Origin of the sequence: Planosporangium thailandense (genome assembly GCF_011947195.1) — a bacterium.
In the GTDB taxonomy this organism is placed as follows: Bacteria; Actinomycetota; Actinomycetes; order Mycobacteriales; family Micromonosporaceae; genus Planosporangium; species Planosporangium thailandense.
In genome coordinates this window covers 82,911-100,621 of the sequence record NZ_JAATVY010000006.1, presented here as the reverse complement: position 1 = coordinate 100,621, position 17,711 = coordinate 82,911, and the positions used below count along the sequence as shown (strand labels likewise).

Here is a 17,711-nt window from a genome sequence, read left to right as displayed (position 1 = left end):
CCTCCTCCTCGACTACCGTCCGTGCTGCAACCAGAACCAGGCATCCAGCCGCTCGCCCGACACGACCAGGTCACCGGCGGCCAGCTCGGCCTCGAGTTGGCCCGGCCGCCAGCCCAGGTAGCCGACGAACAGGCAGGCCGCCGCGAGCGCGGACCCGGTGGCCCGGTCGAGGGGTACCGTGACCGTGCCCAGACCGCCGGTCACCGGCTGGAACCCGGCGAGCCGGGCGGCGTCCGGGCGTGCCGCGGCGAGCAGGATGACCACGTCGCGTACCGGGCCGCCGTCGAAAACCGGCGCGGTGTCCAGCGGCGGCGGCAGCGGATTGGTCACGACGTCGCGCGCGGCGCGCGGTGTCCGGCGGTCCAGCCGGACACCGAGGGCGCCGGCGCCCGTGCTGTGCGCGAGCACCGCCACGGTGGCGCCCCGCAGCTCGTCGTCGGTCACCGACGTGCCGGCGACCACCACGCAGCCGGTGTACGACAGCTGTCCAGGCGGGTCAGGCGGTGGGGCGGGCGGCGCACGGTGGGCCGTCCGGGCCCGGTTGCGCACCAGCGGCACGCGCTCGCCGCCGTTGCGGGCGCGCAGTTCCGGCAGTGGGCGGGCCTGCCGGCGGTGGGCGTGCAGCACCGCGTCGTACACCGTGGCCACGTCGAGTGGGTCGGGCCCGCCCGGTACGCCCCGGCGCAGCACGGTGACCAGCGTCCCGGTGAACGCGGTGTACTTCTCGTCGGGCGGGGCGAGGGCGGCGCGGTTGGGGGAGGTGGCGACCAGGACGCAGGTACGGTCGATCTCGACCTCGTCGGCGACGGCGGACAGGTCGTCGCGCATGCCGCTGATCGCCCGACCGGCGTAGCAGCAGTCCAGGATGACGATCCTCCTGCTGGCCGGGCTGTCGAGGACGGCGCGGCGGATCCACTCGTACGGTACGGCGGTGGCGTACACCGCCGCCCGGTCGGTGTGGCCCACGGCGAGGTGGAGCTCGCCGGTGCGGTCGTCGACGACGCCGTGGCCGGCGAAGTACACCAGCAGCAGCCCGCCGACGCCGGTGCCGGCGGCCGCGGCGCGCACCGCCCGCCCCACCTCCTGTGGCGTCGTGGGGTCGGCCACCAGTTGGTAGCGGGCCGGCGGCAGCCCCCAGAACCGGTCGTCGGCCAGGATCTCGCTGATGCCGGTGAGGTTGTTGGCGACCGTGGGCAGTGGGTGCAGCTGGGTGTAGGAGCCAACGCCGACGAGGACGACCCGAGAGCGGTGCGGATCGGACAGTTGCGGCAACGTCAGCTCGATTCGATTTTGGCCGCGATCGTCTCGGCGTCGTCCGGGTCGTCGGTATCGACCGGCACCTGCCCGTCGTCATGTTCGATGATCACCCGCACCGGGCGGCCCCGGGACGCGCGCCACATGATGATCGACAGTGCGAGCTGCGCGGCCGACAGTCCGGCGCCGAGGACCACGTTGAGCACCTCGACGCCACCGCCCATGTGTACGGGGTCGCCGTCGCCGTCGGCCACGGCGGGCTCGCCGTAGCGCCGTACCCGTGGCTCTTCCCGCAGCCAGGCGAGTAGCGACCGGGAGTCGTCGCCCGAGTCGTCCTCCACCCGCACGCAGACCCGCACGCCCCGTCACCTCGCATCGATCCATGCGGCTGGTTGGAAGCTCCCGACAATACCGAATGTGCCGAGATGATGTCACTGTGTGAAGTGCGTGGAGGGGTGGGTCGAGGTGCCCTGGTCCGCACCGAGCAAGATAGCGGCATGGAGTACGACGCGATCCTGCTGGTGTCCTTCGGGGGCCCGGAAGGGCCTGAGGACGTGATCCCGTTTCTGGAGAACGTCACCCGTGGTCGGGGCGTGCCCGCCGAGCGGCTGGCCGAAGTAGCCGAGCATTACCGGCATTTCGGAGGTGTGTCGCCGATCAATGCCCAGTGCCGCGCGCTGCTGGCCGCGCTCGCCGACGAGCTGCCCCGAGCCGGCATCGACCTTCCTCTCTACTGGGGCAACCGCAACTGGGCGCCGTATCTCACCGAAACCGTTGCACAAATGCGCGACGACGGGGTGCGCCGGGCCATCGCGTTCGTGACGAGCGCGTACGGGTCGTACTCGGCGTGCGGGCAGTACCTTGAGGACATCGCGCGGGCGCGCGCCGCGGCCGGGCCCGACGCTCCGCGCATCGACAAGCTCCGGCACTTCCACGACCACCCCGGCTTCATCGAGCCGCACGCCGACGCCGTACGGGCCGCCCTGGCCACGCTGCCGGACCGGGATCCGGCGCGGACCCGGCTGGTGTTCACCGCGCACTCCATACCGACCTCGATGGACGCCACCAGCGGTCCGGACGGCGGCCGGTACTCCGCACAGGTCCACGAGGCCGCGCGGCTGGTGGCCGCGGCCGCCGCACCCGAGCTGTCGTGGGACGTGGTGTGGCAGAGCCGATCGGGCCCGCCGCAGGTGCCCTGGCTCGAGCCCGACGTCAACGACCATCTCGAAGCGCTCGCCGCCGACGGCGTGCGCAACGTGGTCGTCTCGCCCGTCGGTTTCATCTCCGACCACCTCGAGGTGGTGTGGGACCTCGACAACGAGGCCGCCGAGACGGCCCGCAAGCTCGGCCTGAACTTCGCCCGCGCGGCCACGCCCGGCACCGACCCGCGCTTCATCGGGATGATCCGTGACCTGGTCCTGGAGCGGCTTGACCCCACCGCGCAGCGCCAGGCCCTCGGCTGCGTGCCGACCTGGGACGTCTGCCCGCGCGGCTGCTGCCCGGCTCCCCGGAGGGCCGCTTCATGAGTGTGCGACCACGAAAACCGGTCGTGTCCTGGCTCACCGACATGGACGGCGTGCTCGTCCACGAAGGACAGCCGGTACCCGGCGCGCCGGAGTTCATCCGCAAGCTGCGCGACTCGGGCCGGCCGTTCCTGGTGCTGACGAACAACTCCATCTACACCGCGCGCGACCTGTGCGCCCGGCTCGCCCGCATGGGCATCGACGTGCCGGAGGAGTCCATCTGGACCTCCGCGCTCGCGACCGCGCAGTTCCTCGACGACCAGCGTCCGGGCGGCACCGCGTACGTGATCGGCGAGGCCGGTCTGACCACCGCGCTGCACGACGTCGGGTACATCCTGAGCAACCAGGAGCCCGACTACGTGGTGCTGGGCGAGACCCGCACGTACAGCTTCTCGGCGATCACGACGGCGATCCGGCTCATCGCCGACGGCGCCCGCTTCATCGCGACCAACCCGGACGCCACCGGGCCGTCGACCGAGGGGCTGCTGCCGGCGTGCGGGTCGGTCGCCGCGCTGATCTCGAAGGCGACGGGAGTCGAGCCGTACTTCATCGGCAAGCCCAACCCGATGATGATGCGCGCCGCGCTCAACACGATCGACGCGCACTCGGAGACCACCGCGATGATCGGCGACCGGATGGACACCGACGTGCTCTGCGGGCTGGAGGCCGGCATGGAGACGATCCTGGTGCTGACCGGGATCAGCACGCGCGACGACGTCGACCGGTACCCGTACCGCCCGTCCCGGGTGGTGAATTCCGTCGCGGACCTGATCGACGAAGTGGGCTAGATCATCGGGGCGTTGCAGGCGGCCACGAGCGCCCGGCGGCACGACGTCACCAGCGGGCGGAGCGCCGCGTCGCGCTGCTGCGCCTCGTACCCGTTCACCGCGCCGCCGGGGGCGGACTGGTCGGCGAGCGCCAGCACCCGGTCCAGGACGCTCGCCCGGGCGTACAGCCGGCGCGCCCGCTGGTCGTAGCCGGGCGGCAGGTCCGTGCCGTTGTCGGGGCGGCGGAGCGCGGCGAGAGCACCGGCCAGCTCCGGGCGCCACTGCGCGATGTCGAGCCTGGCCAGCGCCCGGGTCGACTCGGTGAGCGCCTGCGAGAGCTCGGCCTCGGCCTCGGCGGCGGTGGGCTCGTCGACCGGAGGCCGCGTCGGCGCGGCCAGCGGGTAGCAGCGCCACAGCACCGTCTCGAAGGTCATCCCGGAGCCGGAGGTGTGGGTGCGCACCTCCGGGACGAACCCGAGACCCGGCGTCACCACGCCCTCGCCCGCGATGAGCGCCGCGCCGCTGAACGGGCCGGGACCGGGCAGGCCGCGTGGGTCGCCGGGCGCCGGCAGTACCAGCCGGATCTCGTCGGGGTGGCACTTGGACAGGGCGGTGAGCCCTTCGGCGAGTGGGAGATCGGTCCAGCTGCCGGGGGCGTCGGCGACCAGGTGCTCCTCGTCGCCGGCGATCTCGTCGGCGACGTCGTCGTACGGGACCAGACCGGCGCGCCAAGCACGTACCCAGGTAACGAACCGGGTCGATCGGCGCACGGTCATGGTCGCCGCGTGCGCTGCGGGGGACATGCCCGCAACTGTACGTGCTGCGTGCGCGACTGTCTCGCAGCTGCCGGTGCTCGGTGCCGGTCCGGGCGCGTCGCCGTGAAGAGCCGGATCGATGCCGATAGGCTCGCCGCTCATGGGCAGGTACGACGGGGACGTGCTGGCGGGCAACTGGCGGCGGCGCAAGGTGGTACCGGAGGTCGAGGCCGAGCTCGATCTCGTCGTGGAGGACGCCGACTCCGGGTTCTGCGGCGCGGTGGTCGGCTTCGAGTTCGGCGCGGTGGTGCTGGAGGACCGGCACGGCCGGCGGCGCAACTTCCCGCTGGAGCCGGCGGCCTTCCTGCTCGACGGGCAGGTCGTGACGTTACGCCGGCCGGCGGCCGAGGCCGCGCCCGCCAGGCCGCGGCGCACCGCGTCCGGTTCGGTCGCCCTGGACAAGGTCGAGGCGCGGGTCGCGCGGGCCAGCCGCATCTGGGTCGAGGGTATCCACGACGCCGCGCTCGTGGAGCGCATCTGGGGCGACGATCTGCGTATCGAGGGCGTGGTGGTGGAGCCGCTCGACGGCATCGACGAGCTGCCGGAGGCGGTCCGCGGGTTCGGTCCCGGGCCGGGCCGGCGCCTCGGGGTGCTCGTCGACCACCTCGTCGCCGGCTCCAAGGAGAGCCGCATCGTCGCGTCGATCACGTCATCGGACGTCCTGGTGACCGGCCATCCGTACGTCGACATCTGGCAGGCGGTCAAACCCGAGCGGATCGGCATCCGGGCCTGGCCGCAGGTGCCGCGCGGCCGGCCGTGGAAGGAAGGCGTCTGCGCGGCGCTCGGCGTCGCCGAGCCGGCCGACCTGTGGCGGCGCATCCTGGCCTCGGTATCGAGCTTCCGTGACGTCGAGACGCCGCTGATCGGGGCGATGGAGCGGTTGATCGACTTCGTGACCGAGCCGGGCGAACTGTAGGCCGATAACCCCTCACGGAGACGTGCGCGTACGTGTCACGATCGGGTTGTGGGCGTGTTGTGGCTTGTCGTAGCGGTGGTCTTCGGGATCGCGGAGGTCTTCACCGGCACTTTCGTGCTGCTCATGCTGGCCGCCGGTGCGCTGGCGGCCGCCGTGACCGCCGCCGCCGACGGCGAGCTCTGGGCGCAGGGGCTGGTGTTCGCCCTGGTGTCCGCGCTCGCCCTGGTCGTCGTACGGCCGGCCATCAAGCGACACCTCGACACCGGCGGCGGCACCGAGGCCCAGATCGGGCTGGCAGCCATCGAAGGGTCGACAGGTATCGTGCTCGAGCGCGTCGATGCCGATCACGGTCTGATCAAGATCGAAGGTGAGTTGTGGCGGGCCCGGTCGTTCGACGGGACCGAGGCGTACGAGCCCGGGGAGCGGGTCCGGGTGATCGAGGTCAAGGGCGCGACAGTGATGGTGTGGAAGGACTGAGGATCACGTGGAAGCCGTACTTCTGGGGATCGTGGCGCTGATCGCGCTGTTCGTGGTGATCACATTGCTGCGTTCGGTGCGGGTCGTGCCGCAGCAGCGCATGGACGTGGTCGAGCGGCTGGGCCGGTACCACCGGTCGCTGTCACCCGGCCTCAACCTGCTGATGCCGTTCATCGACACGGTCCGCACCAAGGTGGACATGCGCGAGCAGGTGGTCAGCTTCCCACCGCAGCCCGTCATCACCTCGGACAACCTGGTCGTGTCGATCGACACCGTGCTGTACTTCAAGGTCGTCGATCCCGTCCGGGCCACCTACGAGATCGCCAACTTCCTGCAGGCGATCGAGCAGTTGACGGTGACGACCCTGCGTAACGTCATCGGCTCGATGGACCTGGAGAAGGCGCTCACCAGCCGTGACGAGATCAACCGGCACCTGTCGGGCGTGCTGGACGAGACGACCGGCCGGTGGGGCATCAAGGTGACGCGGGTGGAGATCAAGGCGATCGAGCCGCCGCCGAGCATCCGCGACTCCATGGAGAAGCAGATGCGCGCCGAGCGGGACCGGCGGGCCGCGATCCTCAACGCCGAGGGCCACAAGCAGGCGCAGATCCTCACCGCGGAAGGCGAGAAGCAGGCCGCGGTGCTGCGCGCCGAGGGTGACCGCGCGTCGCGGATCCTGCAGGCCGAGGGCCAGGCGAAGGCGATCCAGACCGTCTTCGACGCCATCCACACCGCCGACCCCAACCCGCAGGTCCTTGCGTACCAGTACATGCAGGCCCTGCCGCAGATCGCGGCCGGCCAGTCCAACAAGGTCTGGATCGTGCCGGCCGAACTGACCAGGGCCCTCGAAGGCATCGGCGGCGCGCTGGGCGGTCTCGGCGGCCTGGGCGTCGCGCCCGGCGTCGAGCGCCCCGAGGTCGACAGCGCGGCGCGGCGCGAGGTGACGCGGGCCGCCGAGGAGGCAGCCGAGGAGGCCCGGGCGGCCGCGTCGTCGGCGGCCGACGCCGCCAAGGAGGCCAGCGCCGAGGTGAGCGCTCCGGACCGCGCGGACGGCCCCGCACCCGCGGGCGGCGCCGGCGACGAGGCCCCGCAGATCGCGGCCTCGCCGCACGCACCCGCGAGCTCGCTGCTCGACGAGGAGACCCGGCGGATCCCGCGCGCGTGACGGCCGGTGGTCGGAGCGGACGATCCGTAGCCGGAGTCGCCCGACTCGGGCGTGGAAGATCCGCTTCGACCACACCGTGCGTCATTATTGCTCCGTGCCGAGCCCCATACCGATCACCGACCCCGACGACGAGCGGATCGCCGACTACCGCGCCCTGACCGATCTCGAGCTGCGCACCCGCTGGGAGCCGCCGAACGGGCTGTTCATCGCGGAGGGCGAACTGGTGCTGCGCCGGGCGCTGCGGGCGGGGTACCGGGTGCGGTCGGTGCTGGTGGACGAAAAGCGCCTGCGGCAGGTGAACGACCTGGGCGACGACGCGCCCGTGTACGCCGCCAGCCAGGCCGTCCTCGACGCGATCACGGGGTTCCACGTACACCGGGGGGTGCTCGCGTCGTTCCACCGTCGCCCGTTGCCGACGGCCGCCGAGATCCTGGTCGGCGCCCGCCGCCTCGCGATCCTCGAAGACGTCAACAACCACACCAACATCGGCGCGGTGTTCCGCGGGGCGGCGGCCCTCGGCATGGACGGGGTGCTGCTGTCACCCACCTGCGCCGACCCGCTGTACCGGCGCAGTGTCCGGGTGAGCATGGGTGAGGTGTTCGCCGTGCCGTACGCCCGGCTGGAGCCCTGGCCCGCCGCCCTCGACGAGGTCCGGCGCGCCGGCTTCACGCTGCTCGCGATGACCCCCGCGCCCGACGCGCTGCCGATCCAGCTGCTCACTGCCGAGCAGCGGGCCCGGCCCGCGCTGCTGCTCGGCGCCGAGGGCGCGGGGCTCACGGCCGCGGCCATCGCCGCCAGCGACCAGGCGGTCGTGATCCCGATGCAGGCGGGCGTGGACTCGCTCAACGTGGCGGCCGCGGCGGCGGTGGCCTTCTGGGAACTGTGCCGGGAGGCTTGAGCCGTGTTTCCGACGCTCCGTGAGGTACTCGCGCTCGACCCCGTCCGGCGCGGTTCGCCGCGCGTGGTGGCCGGCGCCGCCGGGCTCGACCGGCCCGTGCGGTGGGTGCACAGCGCTGAGGTGCCCGACATCGCGCACCTGCTGCGCGGCGGCGAACTGGTGCTCAGCACCGGCATCGGGCTGCCCGCCGACGACGACGGGCTGCGCCGGTTCGTCAGCGACCTGGCTGAGGTCGGCGCCTGCGGCCTGGTACTCGAGCTGGGCCGCCGGTACGCCACGGCGGTGCCGAGGGCGATGGTGGCGGCCGCGGAACGGCGTGGTCTTCCCCTGGTCGAGCTGCACCGCGCCACGCCGTTCGTGCCGGTGACCGAGGCCGTGCACGGCCTCATCATCGACGCGCAGCTGGCGGAGCTGCGCGCCACCGAGGAGATCCACCAGCGGTTCACCGAGCTGTCGGTCGAGGGCGCCGAGCCGGCCGAGGTGGTGGCGCAGGCCGCCGCGCTGGCCGGCGCCCCGGTGGTGCTGGAGAACCTCGCCCGCCAGGTCCTCGCGTACGACGCCGCGGGGGAGCGGGCCGAACTGCTGCTCGACGGCTGGGAGTCGTACTCGCGTCGCATCCAGCCGGCCGGGCGCACCGGGTACGACGCGGACGCCGGTTGGCTGGTCACCGTCGTCGGCGCCCGCGGTCAGGACTGGGGCCGGCTGCTGCTGCGCTGGCCCGCGCCGGGCTCGCAATCTCGGACCGCCGCGGGCGGCGCGGGCATCGCCGCGCCGCCGACCCGCCTGTCGATCCTGCTGGAGCGGGCCGCGTCGGCGCTGGCCCTGGGCCGGCTGATCCGCCGCGACGCCGAGCAGCTCGACAGCCAGATCCATCGCACGCTGCTGACCGCGCTGCTCGACCACACCAGGCCGGTCGACGAGGTGGCGCTGCGGGCGCGGGCGCTGGGCGTACCGCTGGAGCGCCGCCACCTGGTCGGCGTGGTCGTACGGCACCGCGCCGACCCGCCGGAGGCGCCGACCTCGGCCCAGGCCCGACTGCGCGACCTGGCGGAGGCCGTCGGGCAGGCGGTACGCGACACGCGCCTGGCCGGCCTCGCCAGCGTGCTCGACGACCACGCCGTGGGAGCGCTGCTGGCGTTCAAGAGCCCGGACGAGGCCGAGGTGGCGCTGTTCCGGTTCGCCACGGCGGTGCGCACGCTGGCCCGTACGGAGGTCGTGGTGGCGGCGGGTTCCGGGGTGGATTCGCTGCGGGAGGCCCGCCGCTCGCTGCTGGAGGCCCGCCAGGTGGCGCACGCCGCGCGCCGCGACCGGCGGCTGGCGGGTGCCGGCGGGACGGTGTACCGCCTGCCCGACGTCGGCCTGGCCGGGCTGCTGCACCTGCTGCGCGACGAGCCGCGGCTGCAGACGTTCGTGGAGCGTGAGCTGGGCGCGCTGCTGGTCTACGACGCTCAGCACCCCCGCGAGCAGCTGCTCGGCACGCTGCGGACGTACCTGGAGTGCGGGCGCAACAAGTCCGCGGGGGCCGAGGCGGCGCACCTGTCCCGGCCGGCGTTCTACGAGCGGCTCGCCCGGATCTCCCGCATCGTCGGTGCCGACCTGGACACCGTCGACGTGTGCCTGTCGCTGCACGTCGCGCTGCTCGCGCTCGACGCCGTCCGCGACGGGTGACGGGGCGTCAGTGCACCGACAGGTGCACGTGGTTGTAGTGGTCGCCGGCCGGTGTGCCGTCGCCGGAGGTGTAGGCGCGCCAGCCCAGGCCGGGGAACCAGATCTGCTTGTACCAGATCACGTACAGCACGCCGAGCCGGTCGCTGTTGGCGATGAACCAGGCGGCCAACTGGTCACCGTAGGTCTTGTCGGCGCCGGCCGCCCGGGCGTTGACGAAGGTGGTGGCGTTGGCCGAGAAGTCGCAGGCCCGGCCCTTGGGGTGCTCGCCGCCGCCGCCGGAGCGGAAGCACGCGGTGTAGTGCGTGAACCCGGCCGCCCGGGCCTCCTGCAGGGCGTGCAGGGTCCGCGGGGTCAGGCAGCCCGAGGTGGTCGGGTCCTTCACCGAGCAGGACTCCGCCGGCCAGCTGCCGTCGGCGTTGCGTGGCGCCGGCGCCGCGCTCGCCCGCTGCGCGCCTCCGACGCCCGCGCCGGCGCCCGGGTTGCCCAGCGCCCGCTGGGCATCCTGCGTGCGCTTCTCCATCTCGGCGAGCTGCTGCTCCTGGAGCTTCACCTCGTTGTCGAGCGCGGTCTTCTGGTCGGTGTAGTCCTTCCGTGCCGCGACGAGCGCGCGGATCTCGCGGTCGTCGCGCTCGGCGAGGTAGCTGACGGTGGCGGCGTCGTGCAGCATCGTTCCGGAGGCGCCGCCGAGCAGCACCGTGGAGACGCGTAGCCGGCTGCCCCGGTAGGCCGCGGCGGCGATGGGGCCGACCTCCGCGTCGAGCTGCGTGAGGCGCTGGCCGGTAGTCTCGATCTTCTGTTGCAGCTCGCCCTGGCGGGCGTGGGAGGCGTCGAGCCTTCCTTTCGCGTCGTTGTACGCCCTGGCGGCCGCGTCGAGCTTGGCGCGCAGGGACTGGTTGCCGGGGCCGTCCGGGTCGGTCGGATCGGCTCCGGCGGTAGCGCCGGTGCCGAGCAGGACGAGCAGCATGGACATCAGCAGTGCGACGGTCGCCGACAGCTGCCGTTGCGGGATCACCTTGCGCTTCACCGGCTCGTTCCTGACGCCACTCGCGAGCATTGACCGCGGGGAGCTTACCCGACGGCCGCGGCGGCGACGATCCCCCACCGAGCCGGGTCGCGGGCCGGATCAGGTCCGGTCCCGTTGCCGGCGCGGACGGGCAGATCTTGTGAATGCCCTGGTCAAGACCGGCCGGACGGGATCGATGTATATAACGGTTTGAAAACATCGCCCAAAGTCTTGACATCGGAGGGCCTTTAGTAAGAACTTTTACCACTAACAGTAAACAGTCTTTGCGGAAGGCGGGCGCATGGCCGGGTACGACGCGGAGGTTCCCGCGGTGCAGACCGCGCCAGCCGGCGCGCCGGTGCCCGTACACGACGGCGTGCTCGCCCGGGTCCGTACGCAGCTGCCGGAGTTCACCGGCGCCCTGCAGCGCGTCGCCGAGCTCGTGCTCACGGACCCGGCGAGCGCGGCCCGGTCGACCATCGTCGAGCTCGCCGAACGCAGCGGCACGTCACCGGCGACGGTCACGCGGTTCTGCCGGGCCCTCGGCTTCGAGGGCTACTCCGACCTCCGCATCGGGATCGCGGGGGAGACCGGCCGGGCCGCGCGTACCGGCGGCTGGTCCGTCGACATTGGACGGGAGATCCAGCCGACCGATCCGCTCGACCGGGTGCTCGGCCAGATCATGGCGACGGACACCCGCGCCATGCACGACACGGCGGCCCTGCTCGACCTGCGCGAGGTCGAGCGGGCGGCCGACGCCGTCGCGGCCGCCTCCCGGGTGGACATCTACGGCGCCAGCGGCAGCGCCCTCGTCGGCGGGGAGCTGCAGCTGTGCCTGCACCGCATCGGTATCGCGGCGTGGGTGTGGAACGACGTGCACAACGGCCTCGCGAGCGGCGCGCTACTCGGGCCCGGCGACGTCGCGCTCGGCGTCTCGCACAGCGGCCAGACCCGCGAGGTGATCGAGGTGCTCGCCGAGGCGAGCAGCAAGGGCGCCACCACGATCGCGCTCACCAGCTTCCCCCGCTCGCCGCTGGCCGACGTGGCCGACATCGTGCTGCTGACCGCCACGCAGGCGACGACCTTCCGCCCCGACGCGCTGTCGGCCCGCCACCCTCAGCTCGTCGTGCTCGACCTGCTCTACATCGCGGTCGCGCAGCGCACCCACGAGCGGGCGCACGCCTCGTTCCAGGTGACCGCGCGGGCGGTCGCCGGCCACCGGGCGTCCAGGGAGGTGGAGTAGGTGTCCGCCACCACGCCGCAGCCGACACGACCTCCGGTCGGGGACACCCCCCGACCCGCCACGCCCTTCGCCGCCGAGGCGCCGCACAACGGCGCGTCGCGCGGTGCCGTACCGCCACCGCGTCCCGGCGGTGGTCCGGTCTGCGCGGGCCGGCCGGCCTCCGACGCGCCGCGGGCGCGCCGGGCGGTCGTCCGGGACGCGCGACGTATCGAGGATGCGGGCCAGGTGTCCCCGGTTCACCTGCCCGCCGTCGTCCCCGGCGGGGACGAGCACCACATCGCCACCCCCGAATCCCGGGCATACCGGCCGGCTCCGGTGTGCCGTCTGACCTCGAAACTCAGGAGTCAACCATGTCCGAAGCTCGCGTGGCGGGAACGCCTGCGGACCCCACCCCCAACCTCGACCGTCGGTCCCTCCTACGCAACGCGGCCGCGGTCGGCTTAGTCGCGCTGCCCGGCGCCGGCCTGCTGAGCGCCTGCGCCACCAGCGGCAGCGGGGACAGCGGCACCAGCGGCGGCGGCAAGAAGACCGCCACCAACCCGTTGGGCGTCAAGGAGGACGCACCGCTCGACGTGGTCATCTTCAACGGCGGGTACGGCGACAAGTACGCCACCGAGGCGCACGAGCCGCTGTACAAGAAGGAGTTCCCGAAGGCCACCGTCAAGCACGAGGCGGTCACCGACGTCGGCAAGACGCTGCAGCCCCGCTTCAGCAGCGGCACCAGCGTCCCGGACGTCGTGGACAACTCCGGCTCCGGCCTGATGGACTTCGGCGCCCTCGTCGCCGACGGTCAGATGGCCGACCTGACCCCGCTGTGGGACGCGCCGTCGGTCGACGACCCGAATAAGAAGGTCCGCGACATCGTCGTTCCGGGCACGGTCGATACGGGCTCGTTCAACGGCAAGCCGTTCGTGCTCTACTACGTGTCCACGGTTTTCGGTCTCTGGTACTCCGGCAAGCTGTTCAAGGACAAGGGTTGGACCGTCCCGACCACGTGGGACGACTTCCTCAAGCTGCTCGACGACATCAAGAAGGCCGGCCTCACGCCGTTCGGTTACGCCGGCGCCAACGCGGCCTACTACATGTGGAACGTCATCCTCACCAGCGCGGCGAAGATCGGCGGCCCTGACGTCCTCAAAGCCATCGACAACCTCGAAGACGGCGCCTGGACCGCCCCCGCGGTCAAGCAGGCCGCCACGGCCTGGGCCGAGGTGGGCGCCAAGTACACCGACAAGGCGTTTCTGGGCCTCAAGCACACCGACGTGCAGCTGCAGCAGAACCAGTACAAGGTGGCGCTGTACCCCAGCGGTGACTGGCTGCCCAACGAGCAGTCCAAGGACACGCCGTCGGACTTCCAGTACCAGATGATGCCGACGCCGAGCGTCACCAGCTCGGACAAGCTGCCGGCGAACGCGGTCCGGGCGACAGCCGGGGAGGGCTTCTTCGTCCCGGCCCACGCGCCCAACAAGGCGGGCGGGCTGGAGTACCTGCGCCAGATGCTGTCCAAGAAGGGCGCCAACGAGTTCACGAAGCTGACCAAGTCGCCGGCGGTGACCGTCGGGTCCGCCGAGGGGGTCGACCTGGGCCCCGGCGTCAACAGCTCCCAGGCGGCGCTGAAGGCGGCCGGCAGCAACGTGTTCAACATCTTCTTCGACGGCTGGTACGCCGAGCTGGACAAGGAGTGCCGCACCGCGACGAACGAGCTGTTCTTCAACGGCGGCACCGCCGACGCCTTCTGTACGCGGATGCAGAAGAAGGCCGACGCGATCAAGGCCGACTCGTCGGTGACCAAGTTCCACCGCTGACGGGAGGCGGTGACCATGCGGCACGGTAGGTACCCGTTCATCGTCGGCTTTCTGGTCGCACCCGTGACCCTGTACGTGGTCTTCGTGATCGCGCCGTACGCGCAGGCGTTCTACATCTCGATGACCAACTGGCGGGGCTTCGCACCGCCGACCTGGGCCGGATTCGACAACTACAAGAGGATGGCCGGCGACGGCGCCTTCTGGAAGGCGATCGAGCATCACCTGGTCATGCTGATCACCCTGCCGCTGGTCACCATCGCGATCGCGCTGTTCTTCGCGTTCCTGCTCAACCTGGGTGGGCGAAGCAGGGGCTCGACCATGTCGGGAGTCTGGGGGTCGAAGTTCTACCGGGTGGTGTTCTTCTTCCCCCAGCTCCTGGCGCTGCCCATCATCGCCGTGCTGTTCGGCATGGTCTACCGGCCGAACTCCTCCGGGCTCATCGACGGCGTCCTCATCAAGCTGGGCCTGGCCCCGGTCGGCTGGCTGATCAACCCGAAGCTCGCCCTGTGGGCGGTGATCGCTGTGCTCGTCTGGCAGGCGGTCGGGTTCTACGTGGTGCTGTTCTCCGCGGGTATGGCGTCCATCCCCAAGGACATCTTCGAGGCGGCCGAGCTGGACGGGGCGCCGCAGTCGACGCTGTTCTTCCGGGTGACCCTGCCGCTGCTGTGGGACACCCTCCAGGTCGCCTGGGTCTACCTGGGCATCGCCGCGTTCGACGGGTTCGCGATCGTGGACGTGCTCACCGTCGACCAGGGCGGTCCGGACAACAACACGACCGTCCTGGCGGAGCAGATCTACCAGAACGCGTTCAAGTTCGGAAAGTTCGGTTACGCCTCGGCGATGGGCGTGGCGCTGTTCTTCCTGACGATCACCTTTGCGGCGCTCACCCTCCGGGTCACCCGCCGGGAAACCATCGAGCTGTAGGAGGACGCCGGAGATGACGACCAACACCGAACCCGGCACGTCGACGCGGCCACGGCTTCGTGACATCCCGCCACCGGCCCATCGGCGTCCGGCCGACCGTACCGGTACCCGCGACCTGCGGCTGTTCTCCCGCCTCGGCCAGGTCGCGCTCCTGGTGTGGGCGGTGGTGGTGATCGTTCCGATCGTCTGGACGTTCCTGGCCTCGTTCAAGAACACCACCGAGATCTTCAGCAGCCCGTGGACGCTGCCCGCTCACCTGAGGTGGGCGAACTGGGGGAGGGCCTGGACCACGGCACACGTGGGCCGGTACTTCCTCAACAGCGTGCTGGTGGTGGGGCTCGGCACGGCGGGCACGATGCTGCTGGGCTCGATGGCGGCGTACGTGCTGGCGCGGTACCGGTTCTGGGGCAATCGGATCATCTACTACCTGTTCGTGTCCGGCCTGGCCTTCCCGGTGTTCCTCGCGCTGGTGCCGCTGTTCTTCGTGGTCAAGAACCTCGGCCTGCTCAACTCGTACACCGGGCTGATCCTGGTCTACATCGCCTACTCGCTGCCGTTCACCGTGTTCTTCCTGGCCGCGTTCTTCAAGACGCTGCCATCGTCGGTCGCGGAGGCGGCGATGATCGACGGCTGCTCGCACACCCGCCTGTTCTTCCGGATCATGCTGCCGATGGCCCGGCCCGGCATGGTCAGCGTGGCGATCTTCAACATCATCGGCCAGTGGGCGCAGTACCTGCTGCCGGTGGTGCTGATCGCCGGCGCGCCGGACAAGTGGGTGCTCACCCAGGGCATCGCTTCGATCAACACCAACGCGGGGTACGCCGCCGACTGGGCGGGGCTGTTCGCGGCGATCAGCCTGGCGATTCTGCCCATGATCATCGTGTACGCGATCTTCCAGCGGCAGATCCAGGCCGGCCTGACCGCGGGCGCGGTCAAGTAGCCCATCCTCCGTGATCGCGGAAACATTTCCGTGTTCGGGGACGGAAAAGTTTCCGTGATCACGGGTGGGGATGTGCGGGAAGTGTCGGATGCCTGCGGTGTAATCGGATCATGCTGGTCGCCGTCCATCCCCGCGCCGAGGGCGGCGGCCACCTGCGCGACCTCGCCGACGACGGGCAGCCGCTCGGCCCCGCCGTCGAGGTCGCCGACCTCGGCGTCGCCGTCGCCGCGCGGGAGGCGGTCGACGCGCCACGGTGGCTGTGGACCTCCACGGCCGAGGCCTACCCACGGCTGCTGGACGCGGGGGCGCGCGTCGAGCGCTGCCACGACCTGGAGCTGACCGAGGCCCTGCTGCTGGGCTACGAGGGGCGGTGGGGTGAGCCGCGGGCGCTGCCGGCGGCGTGGGCCCGACTCACCGGCGCCCCCGTGCCGCCCGACCCGCCCGTCCGCGCCGTCGCGCCACCCGGGGAGGCGCAGGAGGCGCTGTTCGAGACCGGTCCGGCCCTGCCCGACCTCGGCGTCGATCCGCTCGATGCGGTCGCCCGCGTCTATCGGGCACAGTGGGCCCGGATCGCGGCCACCGACGAGCCACGCCGGATGCGGCTGCTCGTCGCCGCCGAGTCGGCCGGCGGCCTCGTCGCCGCCGAGATGGGCCGGTACGGGCTGCCCTGGCGGGCCGACCTCCACGACCGGCTGCTGACCGACCTGCTGGGGCCGCCGTCGCCGATGGGTGGCCCGCCGAAGCGGCTGGCCGAGCTGACCGAGGCGATCGGCGAGGCGTTCGGGCAGCGGATCCACCCCGATTCACCGGCCGAGGTGCTGCGCGCGTTCGCCCGGGCCGGCGTCCAACTGCCCAACACCCGCGCCTGGGTGCTCCAACGGGTGGAGCACCCGGCGGCGCGGCTGCTGCTGGAGTACAAGGAGCTGTACCGCATCTGGGTCGCGCACGGTTGGTCCTGGCTCGACCAGTGGGTGCGCGACGGGCGGTTCCACGCCGAGTACGTGCCCGGCGGGGTGGTCTCCGGCCGGTGGGCCACCCGCGGCGGCGGGGCCCTGCAGATCCCGAAGGTGGTCCGGCGCGCGGTGGTGGCCGACCCGGGCTGGACGTTCGTCGTGGCCGACGCAGGTCAGTTGGAGCCCCGCATCCTCGCGGCGGTCTCCGGTGACGCGCGGCTGGCCGAGGCGGCGCGCGGCGGGGACCTGTACGCGGCCCTCGCGGCCGACGCCTTCGGCGGCGACCGTTCCCGCGCGAAGGTGGCGCTGCTCGGCGCGATGTACGGGCAGACCGGCGGACAGGCCGCGCCGGCCCTCGCCGCGCTGCGCCGGTTCTACCCGACAGCCTGGGAGTACGTGGAGCGCGCCGCCCGCACCGGCCAGGGCGGTGGGCTGGTGCGGTCGTGGCTCGGCCGTACCTGCCCGCCGGCGTCGATGACGTGGCGGGACGCGCCGGCCGACGACGGCTTCGAACCGGTCGGCGGCGACGAGGCGGGTACGCCCGGCGACGGCGCGGCGGCCCGGGCCCGGGGCCGGTTCACCCGCAACTTCGTCATCCAGGCCACCGCTGCCGAGTGGGCGCTGGCGCTGCTGGCCAGGCTGCGCACCGCGCTCGCCGGCACCCCGGCCGAGCTGGTGTTCTTCCAGCACGACGAGGTGGTGGTGCACTGTCCGCGGGAGCGGGCGGACGCGGTGGTCGGCGCGGTGGAGGCGGCCGCCGACGACGCGCGCCGGCTGCTGTTCGGTGCCACCCCCGTGCGGTTCCCGCTCGGAGTGTCCGTTGTGGAGTGCTACGCGGACGCGAAGTGAGCCGAGGTGAAGTACTCCGCCATCGCCTGGGTGTGGGTGGAGAACGCGAGCGTGTGGGCCTCGGTGAGGACCAGCCACTCGGTCGCCTCCTCGGTCGGCGCCGACGGCGGCAGGTCGTCGACGCGGCGAGCGGGCAGCAGCCCGAAGATGTTGACCGTCCCGATCGGCGCGCTGTGCACCGCGAACAGCGCCACCTCCGCGGCGTCCGCCACGAGGCCGGTCTCCTCGCGCAGCTCGCGTACCGCCGCCTCCTGCCACGACTCGCCGACCTCGATGTAGCCGCCGGGCAGCGCGAGCTGACCGCGGGCCGGTTCGATGTCGCGGCGGACGACGACGAGGCCGCGCTGGTCCACGTCGTCGACCGGCAGCAGCGCCACCGCCACCGGCAGCGGGTTGCGCCAGGTCGTCTCGCCGCATTCGGCGCAGATCCGGGGCCAGGACGCCTCCGCCTGGTAGGGGCTGCCGCAGTACGAGCAGTGTGAGTGCTGCATAAGGATTGACCCTAGTTGAC

17 protein-coding genes are annotated in these 17,711 nt (G+C 72.1%); 12 read left to right on the top strand and 5 right to left on the bottom strand.

Annotated elements, in window-relative coordinates; translation table 11 throughout:
* Positions 1-12: 12 nt before the first annotated feature.
* Positions 13-1,272, bottom strand: a complete 1,260-nt coding sequence (locus HC031_RS11650; RefSeq protein WP_167925262.1) for a YqgE/AlgH family protein — start codon at positions 1,270-1,272, stop codon at positions 13-15.
* Positions 1,273-1,274: 2 nt separating this feature from the next.
* Positions 1,275-1,613, bottom strand: coding sequence for an effector-associated constant component EACC1 (locus tag HC031_RS11645; RefSeq protein ID WP_167925261.1), 339 nt, complete (start codon positions 1,611-1,613; stop codon positions 1,275-1,277).
* A 138-nt stretch (positions 1,614-1,751) separates the two neighbouring features.
* Between HC031_RS11645 and HC031_RS11640 the strand changes: the two genes are divergently transcribed.
* Both HC031_RS11640 and HC031_RS11635 read left to right on the top strand, forming a co-directional pair.
* Positions 1,752-2,780, top strand: a complete 1,029-nt coding sequence (locus tag HC031_RS11640; protein WP_167925260.1) for a ferrochelatase — start codon at positions 1,752-1,754, stop codon at positions 2,778-2,780.
* Positions 2,777-3,565 (top strand): HAD-IIA family hydrolase, encoded by a 789-nt coding sequence (locus HC031_RS11635; RefSeq protein WP_205862606.1) that lies wholly within the window; start codon positions 2,777-2,779, stop codon positions 3,563-3,565. Before HC031_RS11640 ends, HC031_RS11635 begins: the two co-directional genes overlap by 4 nt.
* On the opposite strand, the gene HC031_RS11630 is transcribed toward HC031_RS11635, so the two are convergent.
* A complete protein-coding gene (locus tag HC031_RS11630; protein ID WP_167925259.1) occupies positions 3,562-4,347 on the bottom strand; it encodes a hypothetical protein in 786 nt (261 codons plus the stop codon). The two genes, HC031_RS11635 and HC031_RS11630, sit on opposite strands and share 4 nt — an antisense overlap.
* Positions 4,348-4,438: 91 nt before the next feature.
* Between HC031_RS11630 and HC031_RS11625 the strand changes: the two genes are divergently transcribed.
* The 5 genes from HC031_RS11625 to HC031_RS11605 all read left to right on the top strand — a co-directional run bounded on the left by HC031_RS11625 (position 4,439) and on the right by HC031_RS11605 (position 9,483).
* Positions 4,439-5,275, top strand: a complete 837-nt coding sequence (locus HC031_RS11625) for a DUF3097 domain-containing protein (RefSeq protein ID WP_167925258.1) — start codon at positions 4,439-4,441, stop codon at positions 5,273-5,275.
* Positions 5,276-5,323: 48 nt separating this feature from the next.
* Positions 5,324-5,752, top strand: coding sequence for an NfeD family protein (locus HC031_RS11620; RefSeq protein ID WP_338090603.1), 429 nt, complete (start codon positions 5,324-5,326; stop codon positions 5,750-5,752).
* A 7-nt stretch (positions 5,753-5,759) separates the two neighbouring features.
* On the top strand, positions 5,760-6,917 hold the full coding sequence (locus HC031_RS11615; RefSeq protein ID WP_167925257.1) for an SPFH domain-containing protein: 1,158 nt from the start codon (positions 5,760-5,762) through the stop codon (positions 6,915-6,917).
* Positions 6,918-7,011: 94 nt separating this feature from the next.
* Positions 7,012-7,815: a TrmH family RNA methyltransferase gene (locus tag HC031_RS11610; RefSeq protein WP_338090602.1), complete on the top strand. Its 804-nt coding sequence runs from the start codon at positions 7,012-7,014 to the stop codon at positions 7,813-7,815.
* A 3-nt stretch (positions 7,816-7,818) separates the two neighbouring features.
* Entirely contained in the window at positions 7,819-9,483 is a 1,665-nt protein-coding gene (locus HC031_RS11605) for a PucR family transcriptional regulator ligand-binding domain-containing protein (RefSeq protein WP_167925256.1), read from the top strand.
* Positions 9,484-9,490: 7 nt separating this feature from the next.
* Here HC031_RS11605 and HC031_RS11600 read toward each other — a convergent pair whose 3' ends face one another.
* Positions 9,491-10,507, bottom strand: a complete 1,017-nt coding sequence (locus tag HC031_RS11600) for a coiled-coil domain-containing protein (protein ID WP_338090601.1) — start codon at positions 10,505-10,507, stop codon at positions 9,491-9,493.
* Positions 10,508-10,787: 280 nt separating this feature from the next.
* Here HC031_RS11600 and HC031_RS11595 point away from each other — a divergent pair, with 280 nt between their 5' ends.
* The 5 genes from HC031_RS11595 (at position 10,788) to HC031_RS11575 (ending at position 17,200) form a co-directional block, all read left to right on the top strand.
* Positions 10,788-11,729: a MurR/RpiR family transcriptional regulator gene (locus tag HC031_RS11595; protein WP_167925255.1), complete on the top strand. Its 942-nt coding sequence runs from the start codon at positions 10,788-10,790 to the stop codon at positions 11,727-11,729.
* A gap of 350 nt (positions 11,730-12,079) precedes the next feature.
* Positions 12,080-13,534: an N-acetylglucosamine/diacetylchitobiose ABC transporter substrate-binding protein gene (gene ngcE / locus HC031_RS11590; RefSeq protein WP_167925254.1), complete on the top strand. Its 1,455-nt coding sequence runs from the start codon at positions 12,080-12,082 to the stop codon at positions 13,532-13,534.
* A 15-nt stretch (positions 13,535-13,549) separates the two neighbouring features.
* The gene (locus tag HC031_RS11585) at positions 13,550-14,458 is read left to right on the top strand and encodes a carbohydrate ABC transporter permease (protein ID WP_167925253.1); all 909 of its coding nucleotides are present in this window, start codon (positions 13,550-13,552) and stop codon (positions 14,456-14,458) included.
* Positions 14,459-14,471: 13 nt separating this feature from the next.
* Positions 14,472-15,398: a carbohydrate ABC transporter permease gene (locus HC031_RS11580; RefSeq protein ID WP_167925252.1), complete on the top strand. Its 927-nt coding sequence runs from the start codon at positions 14,472-14,474 to the stop codon at positions 15,396-15,398.
* A 110-nt stretch (positions 15,399-15,508) separates the two neighbouring features.
* Complete coding sequence (locus HC031_RS11575; RefSeq protein WP_167925251.1) at positions 15,509-17,200, top strand: bifunctional 3'-5' exonuclease/DNA polymerase; 1,692 nt, start codon at positions 15,509-15,511, stop codon at positions 17,198-17,200.
* Here the strand turns inward: HC031_RS11575 and HC031_RS11570 are convergent.
* Positions 17,182-17,691 carry an NUDIX domain-containing protein gene (locus HC031_RS11570; RefSeq protein WP_167925250.1) on the bottom strand — a complete coding sequence of 170 codons (510 nt, stop codon included), beginning with the start codon at positions 17,689-17,691 and terminating at the stop codon, positions 17,182-17,184. The two genes, HC031_RS11575 and HC031_RS11570, sit on opposite strands and share 19 nt — an antisense overlap.
* Positions 17,692-17,711 lie beyond the last annotated feature (20 nt).